The organism is Aeromonas sp. 55A, from assembly GCF_051919665.1.
GTDB lineage: Bacteria > Pseudomonadota > Gammaproteobacteria > Enterobacterales > Aeromonadaceae > Aeromonas > Aeromonas veronii.
This window is the reverse complement of sequence record NZ_JBQBEH010000008.1, coordinates 3745117-3762455: the sequence shown is the minus strand read 5'-3', so window position 1 is coordinate 3762455 and position 17339 is coordinate 3745117. Positions and strand designations below refer to the sequence as shown.

Sequence of the window (17339 nt, the reverse complement as noted above, 5' to 3'; positions counted from 1 at the left end):
ATATGTCATACCACTCTCCTTGCCGCATACCAGGATGCCAGTGCGCCACAGACCGGTGCCAGCAACAGGGCGGTGAGCGCATGAAGGGGGGCTGCCTCGAAGGCGAGGCGCCAGCCAAAGGCGCGAGGGTTGACCACCTCGATCAGCACCCAGGCGAGGCCATATCCCACCGGCAAGGCCAGCAGGGCGGTGAGCAGCCCCAATCCAGCCCCTTGCCACACCAGCAGCTGGCGGCAGTGGCGGGGGCTCAAGCCCAGATTCTGCAAGGTCTGCAGCTCGCCACGGCGCGCCAACCCCAGCACCATAAAGGCCGAGCCGATCCCGACAAAGGCGATGCCGAGGATCAGCAGTTTCAATAGCTCGGTCACTACAAAGGTCTGGTCAAACACCTTGAGGGCCGCGCTGTGGATGGCGGGGGCGGAGAGCAGATTGAGCTGCTCGCCAAAGCGCTCGCGCAGGCGGTCGGCCAGCTGCTCGGGGTCGTCGCTAAAGAGGGCGAGGGATTGCACCGCTCCCGCCTCGAAGGTGTGCAGGATCTGCCCCTTGTCGCTGCCGTAGTCCTGATAGACGCCGGTGACGGTGAACTGCCTTGGCCCATGCTCGCCGCTGATCGCCAACTGCTGGCCCACCTTGACCCCGAGGCGTACCGTCAGCGGTTCGCTCGCCAGCACTTCGTCGGGACGGGTGGGCCAGCGTCCGGCCAGCAGCGGATAGGCCGCTTTAAGCTGGGGGATAAAGTCCATCTGCGCCCACTCGATGGGCTGCCCCTGCCAGCGGGCGGGGTGCACCGAGCGGCGCGAGGCGGCGCTCACCAGCGGGTTGGCGAGCAGGGTCTTAAGGGTGGCGTCGCTCAAGGTGCCCTTGTTGCCCGCCACCCCCTTGGGGGCGGTAACATAGAGATCGGCGGCCAGACGCTGGCCGAGCCAGATCTCCACGCTGGAGCGAAAACTCGACACCATGACCCCGATGCCGATGGCTGCCGCTATGGCCAGCTGCAACGCCATCACCGCGATGGCGGTGCGATCGAGGTGATAGAGGGTCTCGGCTACCCCGAGCCGAGCCGTGAGGGGGCCGCCCGCGCGCCGTCGCAGCCAGCCAAGCAGGCCGCGCAGGGCATCGGGCAACCAGAGCGCCATGGCTAGCAGCCAGCCGCCGGCGATAAACAGGGCGCCACTCAGACCCGTTTGCGGCAACCACAGGCATAGGGCGCACAGCAGCAAGATAGCGATGGCCAGCACGCGCCGTCGCCACGGGTGCGCGGGGGGGCGGCTGCTGCCAGCGCGCAGTTCTAGGGGGGATTGGCGCAGCAGTTGCCACCAGCCGGGCAGGTTGGCGGCCAGCGTGCCGAACAGCCCGATCAACAGCGCCTTGAGCAGGCTCACAGGGGAGAGGCGCAGCAGATCGATGGGGTTGGGCCCATAGAGATCGGCTAGCGCCTGGGTCAGTTGCCCCATCAGGGCCAGCGCCAACAGGCTGCCGAGCAGCACCCCGAGCAAGGTGCCGAGGGTGGCGAGAATAAGCAGCTCCAGAATGAGCCAGCGAAGCACCCGACTCGGCCCCATCCCCAGAATGATCAACTGGGCCAGCTGGGGGCGGCGCACGCTCTGCACAAATCGCTGGGCGTTAAACACCAGAAACAGTCCCACCGCCATGGCGAGCAATGAGAGCGCCGTCAGGTTGAGGGCCAGTGCATCACCAAGTTGGCTGGCATCGAGCGCCGGGCTGATGGGCTCAAGCCACAAGGGCTGGTTCGGGTAACGGGTTTGCAGGGTGGCCTGCAGGGTGCGAGCCTCGGCGTCGCTTAGCTTGAAGACGATGCGATCGAGCCGACCCGCTTTGCCCAGCAGCGGCTGGGCGAGGCCGATGTCGGTTATCAGCAGCCGCTCCATGGGCACGGCGCCCGGTTCAAAGGTGCCAGCCAGCGTCAGGGTCAGGATTCGGGCGCTGGCGCCATCGTTGCCGCCCAGCACAAAGCGTCGGCTCTGGCCCGCTTGCCAGCCAAGGCGCTCCGCTTCGGGGGCCGCCAGCCAGATGCTGTCGGCACGGTTGAGGGAGAAGGCGGGTTCGTTCGCGGGCTGGGCGCCAAACAGCTGGCGCAGGGGGCCGGGGTTGAAGAGATCCATCCCAAGCAGTTGAAAGCTGCGCCCCTCTTCATCCTTGAGCCAGCCATGGAGCTGGGGCATGGCATCGAGGGCGGGCTGGCTGGTCACCAGTTGCACGTAAAGCTGCTCATCCAGCCCGCCAGCGGGGGCCAGCCGGTAGTTGGCTTCCCCTGCCAGCTGGCTGCGGGCGGCGACAAAGTTGGTGCGGGCACTGTGATTGAGCAGCTCGATGGCCACCACCAGCGACACTCCCAATACCAGCCCGGCCAGACTCATCAGCAGCAACCAGGGGTGACTGCGATAGAGGCGCAGCAGCGCTTTGAGTGGCAGCATCAGCGTGCTCCCGGCAGACGCAGTCGCTGCCTAGTCATGACGGGAGCCCTTGAGTTCAATAAGTTGCCCCCCTTCGAGGCGCAGCACCCTGTCGGCCAGGGCGGCATAGGCGGGGTTGTGGCTCACCAGCAGCAAGCCTGCGCCGGTGCCCCGCACCGCCGTCACCATCAGCGCCATCACCTGTTCGGCATTGTGCTCATCGAGGCTGCCGGTGGGTTCGTCGGCGAGCAGCCAACTGGGTTGATGGATAAGGGCGCGGGCCAGCGCCACCCGCTGACGCTGACCGCCGGAGAGCTGCTCCGGCCAGGCTTGGCGCTTGTGGCTCATATCGAGCCGGTGCAGCAACTGGTCAATCTTTGTCTCATCCGGTGGCAGCCCGTTGATGGCCAGCGGCAGGGCCAGATTCTCGGCCACGTTCAGGGTCGGCAGCAGGTTGAAATCCTGATAGACGATGCCGAAATGGCGACCCCGCAGGCGCGCCCGCTCGTCGGGGGTGCGGTTGTCGATCCGGGTCTCCCCCAGCCAGATCTCCCCTTCATCCGGTGCAATCAGCCCGGCGATCAGATTGAGCAGGGTCGATTTGCCGCAGCCGCTTTGGCCCAGCAGCAGGGTGATCTCGCCAGCGGGGAGGGCGAGATCGAGATGGTGGAACAGCGGCAGTCGCTCACTGCCGTTATCGAAACTCTTGCAGAGGTTGCGCAGGGTCAGCATGGGATAACCGTTTGATGGTCAATGGCTTTCATCATGCTTGGTACGCTAGCACGGCCAGCATTGATCAACACCCCTTACGGTTGATCAAGAGTGCCAGTTAGTGATCAAGGCGGCAAAAGAGCAGTGGATCCTCGCTGGATCCCGCTTGCCCGAGGTGGTTAGAATAGGGGCTTCCATGGGTCACAGGATGAGCAAGGATGTTACACAAGCAAGTCAGTTTTATCATCGATAGCAAGGGCAACAAGCAGGCTGCCGTCGTCCCCATCGAGATCTACAACGAGCTGATGACCCTGCAAAAGGCACTCTCCGACAACCGGCCGGGGGAGCGCGAGCTCTACCACTTCAACGGCAAGGGGGCCGAGGCCCACGGTTATCCGGTGGGCAAGCGGCAAAATCCGGGCTTTATGGTGCTGGCCGGTTCCACCGCCAATGGCGAGGATGCCGCCTCTTTGCGTGAAGCGGTGATCGAGCTGCGTCACGAGCTGCTGGAAAAGGGGGTCATAGTGCCCCGCAGTCAGGGCGGCTTTGTCTTTACCGCCGATCAGCTGTTCAACAGCCCGAGTCTGGCCGCCAGTCTGGTGGCGGGCAATAACCGCAGCGGTCTGGATGCCTGGCAGAACAGCGCAGGCTATACCCTCAAGCAGTCGGGTTTCGGCAAGAAATAATCCCGCGTTTCGACAGCAAACCAATTAAGCGTTAATTGACCTGGATGAATTTTTCTTTTCATCCAGGTGTTAGCATCATTGCCAGATGGTTCTAAAAGGAAGAGACCATGTCTGCGCTTACCCCAGTTATTTTGCTGCTGTCCCTGTTTATCCTTCCCGCCCATGCCAGTAGTGGCCCTGTTCTGTTGACATCCTCCTCAATCGGTCTTTTTTGTGTCGGATTGTTTGTGTTGGCCTACGCCCTGGTGATGGCTGAAGAGTATCTGCAACTGCGCAAGTCCAAACCCGTGCTGGTGGCCGCCGGGGTGATCTGGATCCTGATTGGTATCGCCTATGCACAGCAAGGGATGAGCCCTGTCGCCGAGCAGGCCTTCCGCCATACCTTGCTGGAATATGCCGAGTTGATGCTGTTCCTGCTGGTGGCGATGACCTATATCAACGCCATGGAGGACCGGCGGCTGTTCGATGCCCTGCGCGCCTGGCTGGTGCGATCCGGCTTTCACTTGCGCACCCTGTTCTGGTTGACCGGTGGGCTTGCTTTTTGTATTTCGCCGGTGGCAGACAACCTGACCACTGCGCTCTTGATGTGCGCCGTGGTGTTGAAGGTGGCCAACGGTGATCGGCGTTTTGTCAATCTTGCCTGCATCAACATAGTGATCGCCGCCAACGCCGGAGGGGCGTTCAGTCCCTTTGGCGATATCACCACCCTGATGGTGTGGCAGGCGGGCAAGGTGCAATTTGGCCAGTTCTTCACCCTGCTTATTCCCTCTCTGCTCAATTTTCTGGTCCCGGCCATCCTGATGAGCCTGATGGTGCCGCGTCATGTGCCGGAGGCTGATAACGAGGTGGTCGATCTCAAGCGGGGTGCCCGTCGCATCGTCGCGCTGTTCTTGCTGACCATCATCACGGCGGTGCTATGCCACAGTTTCCTCCATCTGCCACCCGTGCTAGGCATGATGCTGGGGCTCGGTTATCTGCAGTTTTTCGGGTTTTATCTGCGAAAGTCGCTGCCGCGATCCCTTGCCCGCAAGCGTGCGCTCTACGAACGCAATGGTGATGAGGTGCGGTTGCGCAGTCTGGGTTCTGTGGTGCCATTTGACGTGTTCAACAAGGTGGCCAAGGCGGAGTGGGATACCCTGCTGTTCTTCTACGGGGTGGTGATGTGTGTCGGTGGGCTGGGCTTTATGGGCTATCTGGAGCTGGTGTCACACTGGTTGTATGACGCTGGGGATCCCACCATGGCCAACGTCTTCATAGGGGTCTTGTCCTCTGTCATCGACAACATTCCCGTGATGTTTGCCGTGCTGTCGATGAACCCGGATATGGCGCTGGGGCAGTGGCTGCTGGTGACCCTGACCGCCGGAGTGGGCGGCAGCCTGCTCTCCATCGGCTCTGCCGCCGGTGTTGCCCTGATGGGGCAGGCCCATGGCATGTATACCTTCTTTGGCCACCTGAAATGGTCGCCGGCTATCTTGCTCGGCTATCTGGTGAGCATAGGGGCGCACCTCTGGCTCAACAGTGCCCAGTTCTGAACGTCTGCCCGCCAGTACGAAAAGAGGCTTCCGTTGATGGAAGCCTCTTTCGTTTTCCTGGCCGAGGGGGATAGGGGGGGGGTCAATCGCCCCGCTTGCCCGCCAGCAGCCAGTAACTCAGGGTGGAACCCACGCCACAGCATGCGATGGCGATGGCCATGGGCAGCGGCGATTGGGGCGGATTGAGGTTGACCAGAATGCCGACCAGGGCGCCGATGCCAAAGCGCAGGGTACCCGCCAGTGCCGAGGCGGTACCCGCAGATTGCGGGAAGTGGCCCATCAGACCGGTCATGGCGTTGGCCCCCACCAGACTGATATGGCCGATAAAGAGTACCACCGGAATGACGATGCCCCACAGACCGCCGGTCTGGCTCCAGGCGTTGTAGATCAGCAGGGCGCCAGCGCAGGGCAGCACCAGCAGGCCGTATTGCAGCATCCGCTCGGCACCCACCCCTTTTACCAGTCGGCTATTGACGAAAGTAACCACCATCATCAGCAAAATATTGAGACCAAACAGCCAGCCGTAGTGCTCGGTCGGCACCTTGAAATACTCGATATAGACATAAGGGGAGCCACTCAGGAAGGCGAACATGCCGGAGCTGGAGAGGGAGCCGCACAGCACGTAGCCCATGGCGCCGCGATGGGAGAGTACCCCCCAGTAGTTCTTGAGGATCTGGCCCAGATTAAGGGGCTGACGGTGCTCGGGTTTCAGGGTCTCCTGAATTTTCCACTGCATCACCAGACAGATCAGCAGGCTGATCCCCACCAGCAGCCAGAAGATCACCCGCCAATCGGCGTGGGCGCTGATATAGCCCCCCACCACAGGGGCTACCAGCGGCGCCAAGGTCATCACCAGAATGACGAACGACATGGCGCGAGAAAACGCATCCTTCTCGAACAGATCGCGCAGCAGGGCATTGACCACCACCGAGCCCGCCGCACCGCCCGCTGCCTGCAACATCCGATAGGCCAGCAATTCGGGCAGGGAGTCCGCCATGGCGCAGCCCACCGAGGCGATGGCAAACATCACCAGCCCCGCCAAGATCACCGGCTTGCGGCCATAGCTGTCGGCCAGCGGGCCGTAGAAGAGTTGGCCGATGGCAAAGCCGCCCAAAAAGGCGCTGATGGTGAGCTGGGCGCCGTCGATGCTGGTGGCCAGATCCCGGGCGATGGCCGGAATAGCGGGTAGATACATATCCACCGCCAGCGGGGTCAGACCCGCCAGAGCGCCGAGCAGGATAAACAGGAAACGGGGAGAGAGCATGGTGGCCTGGGGGGACTGTGCGTGGGGCATAGGGTATCCGCTGATGAACCTTGGTTGAAAAAGGGAGAAGGGCGAGTCTATCAGGTTTGCCCCCGCTCGGCATGACGTTCCTACCCCCTCAAAAGGGGGAGGTGTCCGATCGCTCAGGCACCTTGGGGATCAAGCTTTCGGTCATGTCGGCGCGCTGCGCGGATCACTCCCCCCAGCCAGAGCAGCCAGGCCAGCAACGAGATGGCGTAACCGAGCCGCTCCGGCCAGCGGGCGGTGAGGGTGAAGGTGAGGCTGTGTTGTCCGGCGGGCACCCAGACCTGCACCAGCCCGTTGCGGGTGCTGCTGACGCTCAGCGGCAGGCGCTGGTCGAGCCTTGCCTGCCAGCCCGGGTAATCAAACTGGTGCAGGACCAGCTTGGCGGGTGCCGGGGCATCCACCGTCAATTCGATATGACGAGGCTGCCAGCGCTGGATCTGCCAGTTCACCCCCTGATGGTCGCTGGTGATGGCGGGCTGGAATTCCTCTTTCCAGGCCAGCAGGGTGGGGGCAAACATGCCGCGTGGCACCTGCTTTGGTCGGTATTCGCGGGCGCTGCGCTTGCTGTCGAACTCCCCGTCGAGCTGACTCTTTACGGGAGCCTGGGTGAGCGGCGCCTCGCGTACATAGAGTCCCTGCGAGAGCAGGGTGAGGGCAAGCAGTAACCACCAGACCCACTGCCACGGGCGATAGGTGGGGGTACCCAGCGCCACCACGGCGACGGTAGCGATGACCAGCAGAAGATTGAGGCGCCAGGGAAATTGCACCAGTTGCAACGGAGTGAGCAGGCGCCACAGGGGCTCGCTTGGAGGCAGCATCATCAGAAAGCTCAGGGTGCCAATGACCCCCCAGAGCAGCAACTCGGGATGGCGCGGCTCGCGGGCGGCAGCCCAAGCTACCAGTAGCAGAGCCAGGGTGAGCAGCGTCAGCCAGGCGAGATGGCCGCGAAAGCGCCAGTCATCACGGCTTTGGGGCAAACGATCGAGAAAGTTGCGCTGAAATTCGAACATGCCGGTGCGCATCTGCTCCATGGAGATCCCCCCCTGATCCAGCAGAGCGGGCAGCAGCAACAGGCTGGCCATCGCCAACCCCCAGAGCTGGCCCAGCAGGGTGCCAATGAGCGGGGAGGCGGTGACAGGGACACTGACAAGCGCTGTGCTCCCCTTGTAGCGCCAGACCAGTAGCAGGCTGCGCAGGGTGAGCAAGCCCAGAATGAGCAGGGTGCTTGGTAGATGGGAAAGCGTCAGCATGGAGACGGCCAGTGCGAGCAGCAGTAGTGCAAAGGGGGCGCCGCGGCAGAGGCGATCCTGCGCCAGTAGTGCCAGCGGCGCCCAGACGAAGGCCCAGCTCTCCGCCAGGGCAAAGCGGGCGTAGATATCGATGGCCAGATGATAGGGCAGCGCCATATAGAGCAGACTGGCCGCCAGCGCCCGTCCGTGGCCGGCAAAGGGACGCAACCAGAGATAGGCAAACAGGCCGGAGAGCCAGAGTGCCACGCTGCTGCTCCAGAGCAGCGGCGTCATCGCCTCGTGGGCCAGTGGGGTGGGGCCGGCGAACAGGGCGCTCACATAGTAGGGCAGGGGGGGATAGAAGAAAAAGACCGGGCTGCCGAAGGCGCCGTTCATCTCCATCAACCAGCGCGGATAGAGTTCACCTTGCCACAGTTGCACGGCAAAGAAGTGACCGGAGAGCAGGTGGTGAAACAGATCATGGCCCTGACTGCCGCCGCGCAGCCAGAATGGTAGCAACAGGAGGGCACAGGCCCCGGTCAGCACCGACAAAACCCACAGCCACTCTCTGGTTACACGCATAAGGAGACTCGTCTGTTATGGATGCGCTGTGAGTGTACCCAAGTTGTTCCCCTCTTTTTTAGTTGCCTTGGCGGATTTTTGTGCTCTTTATATGTTTCTTGTCACTTTCCCCATGGGTTGTCTGCCGCGAGGGAATGGCGAGCCAGAGTCCGGGCTCGGCGGCAAAGCGTGGGGCAAACCAGTGCTGGCGCACCGCGCTGGGCATTTCGTTCGCGGCGATGGGGCGGCGACTGAGGCGGCAGGCTCCCTGAGAGAGTGCCAGCGCCGCATCCCCCTTGTACCAGCCATCGGTGACGGCCAAGGCTGTGGTCTCCCGCAGCAGCCGCACTCCCCACTGGGTCACCAATGCCGGACACGCTTTTTCTGCGAGCCTTGCTGCCTGCACCATGGCGGGTGGACGGGGCAGGGTAAAGGTTACGCCGAGCAGCAGCAATCCGGCCACCGCGACCACCCCCTCGCCACGGCGCGGCAGCCAGCCTGCCAGCAGCACGATACCGAGCAGGGTGACGGGGGCCAGATGGCGGGGATTGTCGGGATTCTGGCCAAACAGGGTCCAGAGCAGCAGGGCGAGCCAGTAGAGAGTCCAGAGTGGGGGGAGGGCGGCAGGGCGGTTTTTTGATCTTTGCCAAAGCGGCAGCACCAGCAAGGCCCCCATCAACATAGGCCAGAGCGGGGTCAGCTGATCGTTGAAGGTGCGCGCCCAGCTCAGCAGCCGATCGCCGTGGGCCGCCGCCGTGTTGCCCCACAGGGTAAAGTGGCCGTCGGTAAAGCGCCGCCCCTCGCTGAAATAGGCCCAGCCATCGGCTTGCCAGACAAACAGCAGGCTGATAAGCCCCACCAGCACGATGGGGAGCACAAACCTGACGCGCGTGCCCTGCTGCGCCAGCCCGAGCCACAGGGGCAGCAGCGCCAGCACAAAATAGGAGGGGCGCAGTGCCAGCATAAGGCCCAGCAGCAGACCCGCCAGCGCAATTCTGCGCTGCTGCAAGGCCAGCAGCGTCCCGAGCCAGGCGGCGAGCGCGGGTCCGTCCGAAAGGCTGGAGAGCGCCAGCGTCGGGGTGAGCGGCAGTGCCAGTACCAGCAACCAGACGGGGGCGAGCAGGCTTGGCCGTTGCCACAGCTTCACCGCCAACAAGGCGGCGAGCGGCGCCAGCAAACTGCTCCCGAGCAGACTTGCCCACTGCACCGCGTGGGCCGGATCGTCCACCGCCAGATTGATCAGCCGCGCCAGCCAGATAAAGGCGGGGTAGCCCGGAAAGTGGGGGGAGAACTCCAGCACGCTAAAGCGCGTCACCCCGTGGGCGAAATTGAGGGCATCGTCGGAATCGAGGGCTACCGGAAAGGCCAGCAGCCAGCAAAGCCAAGCCAGTTGCAGCAGAATGAGCAGCCAAATGGTGGTGGAGCAGGGGGAAGGCCAACGCCGGGCCATTACCTTACCCCTCATCCCCAGCCCTTCTCCCGCAAGGGGAGAAGGGGGCAAACCAGCGTCCGGGTGCATTTATCGGTAGGCCGTGCGTAGGGGGCGTAGAGCGCAGCGAAACCCACCGTTTGTCACAGCGAGATGGCGCAATGATTGGCGGGTAGCCATCAAAGCGGCGCCAGCACGGCCATCAGCGCTTTTTCTGCATCGCTAAAGGCGGTGGCATCGGCGGGCTTGGCGCCCACCCCGAATACCCCCGGGTTACCGATGGCATCGAGCACCTTGGCCAGCGCCTGTTCGGCTGCCTTGCGATCCCCTTCATTGAGTGATGGGAGGATCAAGTCGAGGAAGCGCTTGCTCTTGACCACCAGCACCTTGGCGGTCTGGTAGTCGCCAAGATTCTGGCTGGCCCCTTCGAGGCGGCGCTCGATCTCCGCCTTGTAGGCGCGATTGAGCAGGGCGGCGGTGGCGGCAGCGTCTTTGGCCTTGATGGCGGCGGCCAGCGGCCCTTGCAGCGCCACCTTGTGGTGCTGTTCCAGATAGGTCAGCTCGTCGGCAATCTCGCTCAAGGTGGCGCTGGCATCCTTGCCGTCAGTGGCGGCGCCCAGCAGCGCCTCGCGGGCGTCGATCAGTGGCTCCTTGCCGGCGGCGGCGTAGGAGTAAGCCTGCGCCTGCCCACTCATGGCCAGCAGCAGGGTGAGGGCGAGTAAACCCGGGCGGATGGTCATCCTGTTCTCCTTACTTATGCCAATGGCGCGGCCATCAGGCCACGCTCTGGGTTTCAATCACGGTATTTTCGTTGCGATGGTTAAAGATGGCGTGACGTCTGTCCACCCCGTCGATCACCATGTCGGCGGCCATCATCCCCATCTCCATGGCGGTGTCGGTGAAGATGTAGCGGAATGTCCCCTGACGGCCGGTCATGATGAGGTTGGTGATGGGCATCAGCGCCTTGATGGCTTCGTTGCGGCGCGCCTGATAGCCGAGATCCATCAGCGGATAGGCGTATTCGCTACGCGCTTCAAAAGTTTCATCGCCAAGCTTGGCGGTATCGACACCGAGGCTCGCGAGATCGGCGGTAACCCGACCGCGCAGATCAGAGAGCGGCGCCTGCCAGGTGGCATCGCCTGGGTTGCATGGGATCTCCAGCATCACCGAGGTCTGGCCCTGGGGCGCCATAAAGGGGCTGCGGCGGCGCGGCTCCTGCAGACGGGTGGCCAGAATATGGGGGTCGGAGAGGTACTGCCAGGTGTTGTCCGACAGGTTCTCTTGCTTGAGCGGCATATTGATGAAGCGCAGGGATCGGTAGTGCAGGTCGCACGGCAAGCCAAGATGCTGGCAGGTGAGCGGCAGCGGCAGGGTGGAGATCACCTGATCAAAGCGCTCGCTCTGCTCAACATCATCTTGTTTCCAATAAACCCGTTCAATGTGGCCATCGGCCTGCTCAAGGCGGGTGATGGTGGCGCCGGTTTTGAGCTCCACCCCTTCGGCTACCAGCCGCTCCCCCAGAGTGGTGAAGATCTGGCCGAAGCCATATTTGGGGTAGCGGTATTTGCGGGCATAGGTGCGCACCGAGATACTGCCATTGCGTCTTGGCAACAGGCGGCGCGCCACGTCTTTGAGATCGATCAGGCTGATGCGCTGGCCGGCCCAGTCGGCGGAGAGCTTGTCCGGGTTGATGCCCCACAGCTTGCCGGTGTAGCCCTCGAAGAATTGGCGATAGAGGGTGCGGCCAAAGTGGCTCTGGATCCACTCGGCAAAGCTCGCCTTGGCATAATCGTCCGGCTTCTTGCTAAAGGGCAACAGCAGCAAGTCTTTCACCGCACCGGCCATCAGGGAGAGCGGCGCCGTCTTGAGCAGGTTGGGCAGGTTCAATGGGTAGTCATAGGTGCGCCCGCCAAAGCGGATCACGCTCTTGCGCTCGGCGTGTAGCAGATCGTCCCCCATCAGCTCGTCGATAAAGGCGAGCAGCTCGGGGTTTTTGGTGATAAAGCGGTGGCCGCCGTAGTCAAAGCGATACTCCCCATCGCGCCCCTTGAAGGTCTGGGTGGCGCACATGCCACCGACCACCGGCTCCTGCTCGAACAGGGTGACTGCAAAACCGGCGCAGCGCAGGCGCCAGGCCGCCATCAAACCGGCGGGGCCAGCACCCAGCACTGCAATGCTTTTCTTGTTGTTATCGCTCATGACCTATTCCGAAACTGCTTGATAGATAAGGGAACCGCGCCAAGGCGCGGCTCCCGAATAGTGTTGTTACCCCGTGGCTTTGTTGCCACATGGCGTGTTGGCTCAGCCTTTGCTAGTCGCGGCGCTCACCTGCGGGCGATAGCTGCGCTGCCAGAGGGTAACGAAGATCGCCAGATAGAGGGCCCAGGTCAGCAGCTGCAAGCCAGCGGGTGAGGCATTGTAGCCAAACAGGGCACGCAGGAAGGTACCAAATACCCCCTGATCGTCGAGAATGTGGCTGATGTCGAACACCGGCGTGGTCCAGAAGGTGATGATCTCTGCCGCTTGCAACATGTTGACGGCGGACGAGAGCAAGCCTGCGGCGATGATGATGATAAGCAGGCCGGTCCAGCGGAAGAAAGGCGCCAGCGCCACCTTGCGGGTGGAGCGCAGCAGCCCCCACACCAGCGCGATGGAGACCAGCAGCCCCGCCAGCGCACCCATCAGGCCGGATTGCAGATCCACCCCTTGCCCCGAATAGAGAAGGGCGGAGAAGAAGAGCACGGTTTCAAACCCTTCGCGCATCACCGCCAGAAAGGCGAGCAGCACCAGCCCAAACAGGTTGCCGCCATCGATGACCGCATCGATGCGCGCCGTCATGGCCCCCACCTGGGATTTGGCCTGCTTTTGCATCCAGATCGCCATATAGGTGAGCACCAGAGTGGCGAAGATGAGGATCCCCGCCATCAAGAGGTGGTTGTAGCGCTCGCTCTCGAACTGGCTCACCACCACCTGGAACAGGAAGGCGACGACAAGTGAGGCGATAAGGCCAAGCCCCACCCCCAGATAGATGAACTTGTTGTAGCGGCTCGCCCCCAGCTTGGCGAGGTAGGAGAGGCAGATGCCGACCAGCAGGAAGGCTTCCAGCCCCTCGCGCAGGGTAATCAGAAAACTTGCAAACATCAGGATTGAGGCTCCGTAGCGGGCGTGACGGGGAGAGGCTGCAGGGTAAGTTGCAACCGATTTAGCTGCACTATGGGTGGCTCCGGCAAGCTCGGCTCGGCGGCGCGCACCGCATCATTGACCCACTTGGGGTAGGTGCGGAAATTGAGTTTGATATCGGCCTTGAAGGGCCCTTGGGCTTCTGCGGGCAGCGACCAGGCTTCATCGCGCCAGCCATCGGCCGGAATGCGGGTATCTTCCAGCAGTTTGGCGTAGCGCCAGAACTTGAGCCCCACCGGCTTGCCCTCGGCATCGCCGAACACTTTGCGAAACAGTCTCGCATTCTCAGGGACGGCACCATCCACCGGCTGGCCGCTGGCAAGCACCACCTTGCCGTTGGCGTCGGTGACGGTCAGCTCCAGCCAGAGTTCACGAAAATCGGCCACCCCGGTGGGCAGGGCATGGCCCGCGCCGGTATTGGCGACCCGCACCACCAGCCGCTGACTATCGGCCGCCTGTTCGATACGGGCGGAGAGGGTCGCGCTGGAGCGCAAGAGCGCCAGACTCTCCTGTTCAAGGTCGGGATTGCGCAGCCCCACCAGTTGGTGCTGGGCGCCGGTAAAGTTGTGGCGATAGAGCCGGGCTTTCATGGTGCCGTTTTCGGTGGACTGGCCCGTCACCGGCGCGCCGCCATTGCCCGGCTCCGGGTTCATATGGCAGTCGATGCAGGTGCGCCGTTTGGCGGGATCCTCGGCCTTGGCGAAGCTGGATTTTTCCCACTCGTCCCAGGTGTTGACGATATTGGCGCCGGAGCCCGGGGCAAACTCGTTGTGGCACGACTTGCACAGGGCGGCATCGCGGTAGAAATCCTTCTGATAGGAGGCTTTGTGGGCCGCCGGACGGGCGTTGATCTGCCGCTCGGCCAGCCAGTGCTTAAGGCTGCCACCCGCGGCATCCTCGAACACATAGCTCTCGCGGTCTTTCAAATTCACGGTAAAGGCGCTGTTGCCGCCCGCATCTTCCACTTTGGTGATGCGATGACAGAGCACACAGCCGGTCCCTTCCTCAACCACAGGTTCACCCGCCTTGTGGGCGGCAATCAGCGAGGCGCCGCCCTGCTCGAACATGTGGGAGCCCTTGGGTAGATCCTGCTGGCCGTTCATTACCTGCTGGGGCATGTGGCAGCCCTGACACCACTGGCCGAACGCTTCCCCTTCGGTTTCGCGGGCCAACGCCTGCACCACCTTGTAGTAGGGGTGGGAGTTGCCCATCAGCCGGTGGTTGCTCTCGCTCCAGTCCTTGAACGCTTGGCTGTGGCAGTTCTGGCAGGAGGCGGAGTTGAGCCACTCTTTCGGGTGAGTGGTCGGCGCCTTGGCGGGATCGGTGCGCGGTGCATCGAGCCGCAGCCAGTTGGCAAGATAGGGGAGGTTGCCATCGGCGGTGACGAAGGCGTGCAAGTCCTCCATCATCGCTTTCACTTCCGGTTGGGGCTTGGCGGGGTCAACTGCCTCGGCCCCATCGCGGGTGTCATGGCCCATGCCACCCTGGGTCTGCTGGGTCATGCGCAGGTATTCGCCGACAAAATCCCCCGCCACCATGTTGGTGAGGTTGGCGTGGCCGTTGATGGCGTTGTCGCCGCTCTTCTGGCGATGGGCCGCCATCAGATAGCGGTTGGTGAAATTGAACCCGTCCAGATGGCAGGAGTTGCAGCTCATCCAGTTGTCCCCCGCCATGGGGAAGCGTGAGTTGGACGCTGTGTTGCCCAAGTTGAACAGCCGCTCGCCGCGCTGAAGCGGCGCGGGGCGGGGATCCGTCTCTACCAGCTTGGCAAAGTGGGGCACATCGACGGTGACCCGGGCAAACGGGCCGCTGCCGCCGCTATTGAGGCGGGTGAGATCCTGCCCCATGGCGTTGTGCACCAGAATATGGTCGCCATCGATTAGCAAGTCCCGCGGATTCTGGCCCGGCAGGTGGCGCAAGAGCTGGGTCGCCTTGGCGCCCCCCTGAAACTTCTTGCGGCGGTGGCGGTTGTTGTTGGACTTGCCGCTGCGGGAGAGATCAAACACCAGCAGATCTTCCGAGCCCGCCAGCGTCAGATAGACCCGCTTGCCATCGGCGGTGAAGCGCGCCGCGAAGGGGTTGGAGACGATCTGGCTGCGGTTGCCGACGCTTGGCAGGTTGATCTGCAAAAAGAGCTGTTTTCTTTCATCGACCCGCTCTTTCTCCTCATCGAGATCGATGATGGAGACGGCCGGAAAGACGGTGCTCTGAAACTGGAAGGGGTGATCGAAGCTCCACAGCACATGGGGCAGCCAGGCCTCGCTGCCATCGGGGGAGAGGGCGATGCCATCGAGCAGGCGCGGCAATCCCTGGGAGTCGCTCGGCGTGTCGCTATGGGTCTCGGCCAGGGTAATGAGTTTGGGCTTGGGAAGCGAAGATCCCTTGGCGCCGTGGCCAAGCTTGGCGAGATCATAGATGGCGAGCTGGCCGGTCATGGCGTGGGTGAGCAGCAGGCGATCGTCGTCGGTCAGGGCCAGTCCACGGGGAGTCTCGGCGGTTTCTGCATCCAGCTTGAGGTTGCCTGTGGTGTCATAGGCCTGCAGGCGAGCGGATTCGAACTGCGTGACCCAGAACCACTGCCGCTTGGCATCGAAGATGACCCCGTAGGGGCGATGGCCGGTGGGGATCGCCTTTGCCAGATCGAGATCATCATCCAGCAGCAGCAGGCGATCGCCGCTGTAGTCGGTGACCAGCAGGGTGCCGTCATCGGCGCGGGCAAGCTGGCGCAGATCGCCTCCCAGCTGCACCTCTTTGAGCCGCTTGCCGCTATCGCGCTCAAGCAGGGTGACCGATCCTGTGCTCAGGTTGGCGGTGACGAGGCGCGGGGCGCTCCCTTCCTCATAGGCGATCATCCCGGCACCCATCTGCTGGGCAAACGCGAAGGGGCTGGTCAGCAGCAGGACGAGTGCCAGCAGGGGTGACAAATATGCAGAGAACGATGACTTCAACATGGGATCAGGATCGCCATTTCAAGATGGTCCAGCGCCAGGCGTGGCGCAGCACCAGAGGAGTTAACGCCAACGCGCTCAGCCAGTGGGCCCAGCTGGCGAGGTTGCCCGTGGCATCGCCCGGAGTGCCGTGCAGCACCAGCAGCAGGCCGCTGGCCAGACAGATCAGCAGCAGGGCTTCAATAATCCGCCCCGTGGTGCGTAAAAAGGGTTTGTTGCTGCGGTTCAACAAGCTGCGATGGGAGAGCCAGAAGGCGCCAAACAGCAGGGGGAACAGGGTGAGCGAGAGCATCACATGGAAAAACAGATTCCAGCGTGCCAGCGACCAGAGCGGGGTCAGCGGTTCCCACAGCAGCAGGCCTGAGAAGAACATCAGATAGAGGGTGCCCTCGGCGGCCTGATGGTGGTAGGCCAGCCACTGCCAGAATTGTCGGGGTGAGAGAGAAAGGCTTGTCATAAAGGCTCCAGCACCCGGGCGGGGCCGCCCGGGGGGAGCAAGTTTATAACGCAGTAAGAGTAATGAAAAGTGTTATCAATTCCATTGATAATGAATCAAGCCTGAATGAACGGGGTGACCGAACACGGCTATTGATAATCCCTTATCCGCTTGGCCGCCACCTATGGGGCGAGAGTGCGGGCGCAGCCGTTCCTCGACAACGGGGCCGCTTGCGGCTCGGGGTTATGATCGCGCGTCTGGCTTGTTGTGGGTGTTCAGCTCACCAAGAGGCTTTTTATATTTATTTCAATTGATTGCAGCTAAAGCTTGGCTAGATGTTCGACTCCTGATGAGGATCATCAGCAGCATATTCCCGTAGCTGGCGACTGCGCAGCAGATACCAGAGTGACCAGAGGCTGGCGACCAGCACCAGTGCGGTGGGCCAGCTGAATGACCACTTCTGCAGATTGAGGCTGTGCAACTGCATCAGCAGGCCGCTGACGGCAGAGCAGAGCAGCAGCAGCGGGCTGTGGCGCCGGAGTCTGGCGCGAATGCTCTGGGTCTGCTGATAGGTGCCCCCGCAGGCGAGCAACGCCAGCATGGCGGGTACGTCGGTCAGCAGGCTGATGTAGAGGGTGATTTTGTCCGGATAAAAGAGGGTCAGGATCTCGCTGCCGCTCTCGCGGGTGACGCCGGCCATCAGAAACAGCCAGACCGAGCGGGTCAGCAACAGGGCGATGGGCCAGAACCAGAGGGGAGGGCGCAACTGGCCGTGATCGTCATATCGATGTTCGGGGTAGAGGGTCATGGTTGCCCGATATCCATTCATAGAGTGCAAGTGATGCAAGGGATATGGGGCGAAGGCGAGCCCTTTGCAAGGCGCGGGAGAGAGCGGGAATTAATCGGGGGGCCATGCCCCCCA

At 62.6% G+C, this 17339-nt stretch carries 13 protein-coding genes; 2 read left to right on the top strand and 11 right to left on the bottom strand.

Annotation, left to right across the window (positions count from 1 at the left end; translation table 11 throughout):
* Positions 1–5 precede the first annotated feature (5 nt).
* Both ACTG2G_RS21330 and ACTG2G_RS21325 read right to left on the bottom strand, forming a co-directional pair.
* Complete coding sequence (locus ACTG2G_RS21330; RefSeq protein WP_429203878.1) at positions 6–2435, bottom strand: FtsX-like permease family protein; 2430 nt, start codon at positions 2433–2435, stop codon at positions 6–8.
* A gap of 30 nt (positions 2436–2465) precedes the next feature.
* Positions 2466–3146, bottom strand: coding sequence for an ABC transporter ATP-binding protein (locus tag ACTG2G_RS21325; RefSeq protein WP_429203876.1), 681 nt, complete (start codon positions 3144–3146; stop codon positions 2466–2468).
* A 197-nt stretch (positions 3147–3343) separates the two neighbouring features.
* Here ACTG2G_RS21325 and ACTG2G_RS21320 point away from each other — a divergent pair, with 197 nt between their 5' ends.
* Both ACTG2G_RS21320 and nhaD read left to right on the top strand, forming a co-directional pair.
* Positions 3344–3811, top strand: a complete 468-nt coding sequence (locus ACTG2G_RS21320) for a DUF4357 domain-containing protein (RefSeq protein WP_005333716.1) — start codon at positions 3344–3346, stop codon at positions 3809–3811.
* 107 nt (positions 3812–3918) lie between these two features.
* Positions 3919–5343, top strand: a complete 1425-nt coding sequence (nhaD, locus tag ACTG2G_RS21315; protein WP_429203874.1) for a sodium:proton antiporter NhaD — start codon at positions 3919–3921, stop codon at positions 5341–5343.
* Positions 5344–5425: 82 nt separating this feature from the next.
* On the opposite strand, the gene ACTG2G_RS21310 is transcribed toward nhaD, so the two are convergent.
* The 9 genes from ACTG2G_RS21310 to ACTG2G_RS21270 form a co-directional block, all read right to left on the bottom strand.
* A complete protein-coding gene (locus tag ACTG2G_RS21310) occupies positions 5426–6637 on the bottom strand; it encodes a Bcr/CflA family multidrug efflux MFS transporter (protein ID WP_216953832.1) in 1212 nt (403 codons plus the stop codon).
* A gap of 113 nt (positions 6638–6750) precedes the next feature.
* Positions 6751–8445, bottom strand: a complete 1695-nt coding sequence (locus tag ACTG2G_RS21305) for a hypothetical protein (protein ID WP_421385928.1) — start codon at positions 8443–8445, stop codon at positions 6751–6753.
* A gap of 58 nt (positions 8446–8503) precedes the next feature.
* Entirely contained in the window at positions 8504–9874 is a 1371-nt protein-coding gene (locus ACTG2G_RS21300) for a hypothetical protein (protein ID WP_421385927.1), read from the bottom strand.
* A 158-nt stretch (positions 9875–10032) separates the two neighbouring features.
* Positions 10033–10593: a hypothetical protein gene (locus ACTG2G_RS21295; protein WP_323968625.1), complete on the bottom strand. Its 561-nt coding sequence runs from the start codon at positions 10591–10593 to the stop codon at positions 10033–10035.
* A gap of 34 nt (positions 10594–10627) precedes the next feature.
* Positions 10628–12052 (bottom strand): FAD-dependent oxidoreductase, encoded by a 1425-nt coding sequence (locus ACTG2G_RS21290; protein WP_421385926.1) that lies wholly within the window; start codon positions 12050–12052, stop codon positions 10628–10630.
* A 102-nt stretch (positions 12053–12154) separates the two neighbouring features.
* Positions 12155–12994, bottom strand: coding sequence for an FTR1 family iron permease (locus ACTG2G_RS21285; RefSeq protein WP_421385925.1), 840 nt, complete (start codon positions 12992–12994; stop codon positions 12155–12157).
* On the bottom strand, positions 12994–15984 hold the full coding sequence (locus ACTG2G_RS21280; protein ID WP_429203870.1) for a YncE family protein: 2991 nt from the start codon (positions 15982–15984) through the stop codon (positions 12994–12996). Before ACTG2G_RS21280 ends, ACTG2G_RS21285 begins: the two co-directional genes overlap by 1 nt.
* A 4-nt stretch (positions 15985–15988) precedes the next feature.
* Positions 15989–16438, bottom strand: coding sequence for a hypothetical protein (locus ACTG2G_RS21275; protein ID WP_100653541.1), 450 nt, complete (start codon positions 16436–16438; stop codon positions 15989–15991).
* A gap of 310 nt (positions 16439–16748) precedes the next feature.
* Complete coding sequence (locus ACTG2G_RS21270; RefSeq protein ID WP_216953818.1) at positions 16749–17225, bottom strand: DUF2919 domain-containing protein; 477 nt, start codon at positions 17223–17225, stop codon at positions 16749–16751.
* Between the last annotated feature and the right edge of the window lie 114 nt (positions 17226–17339).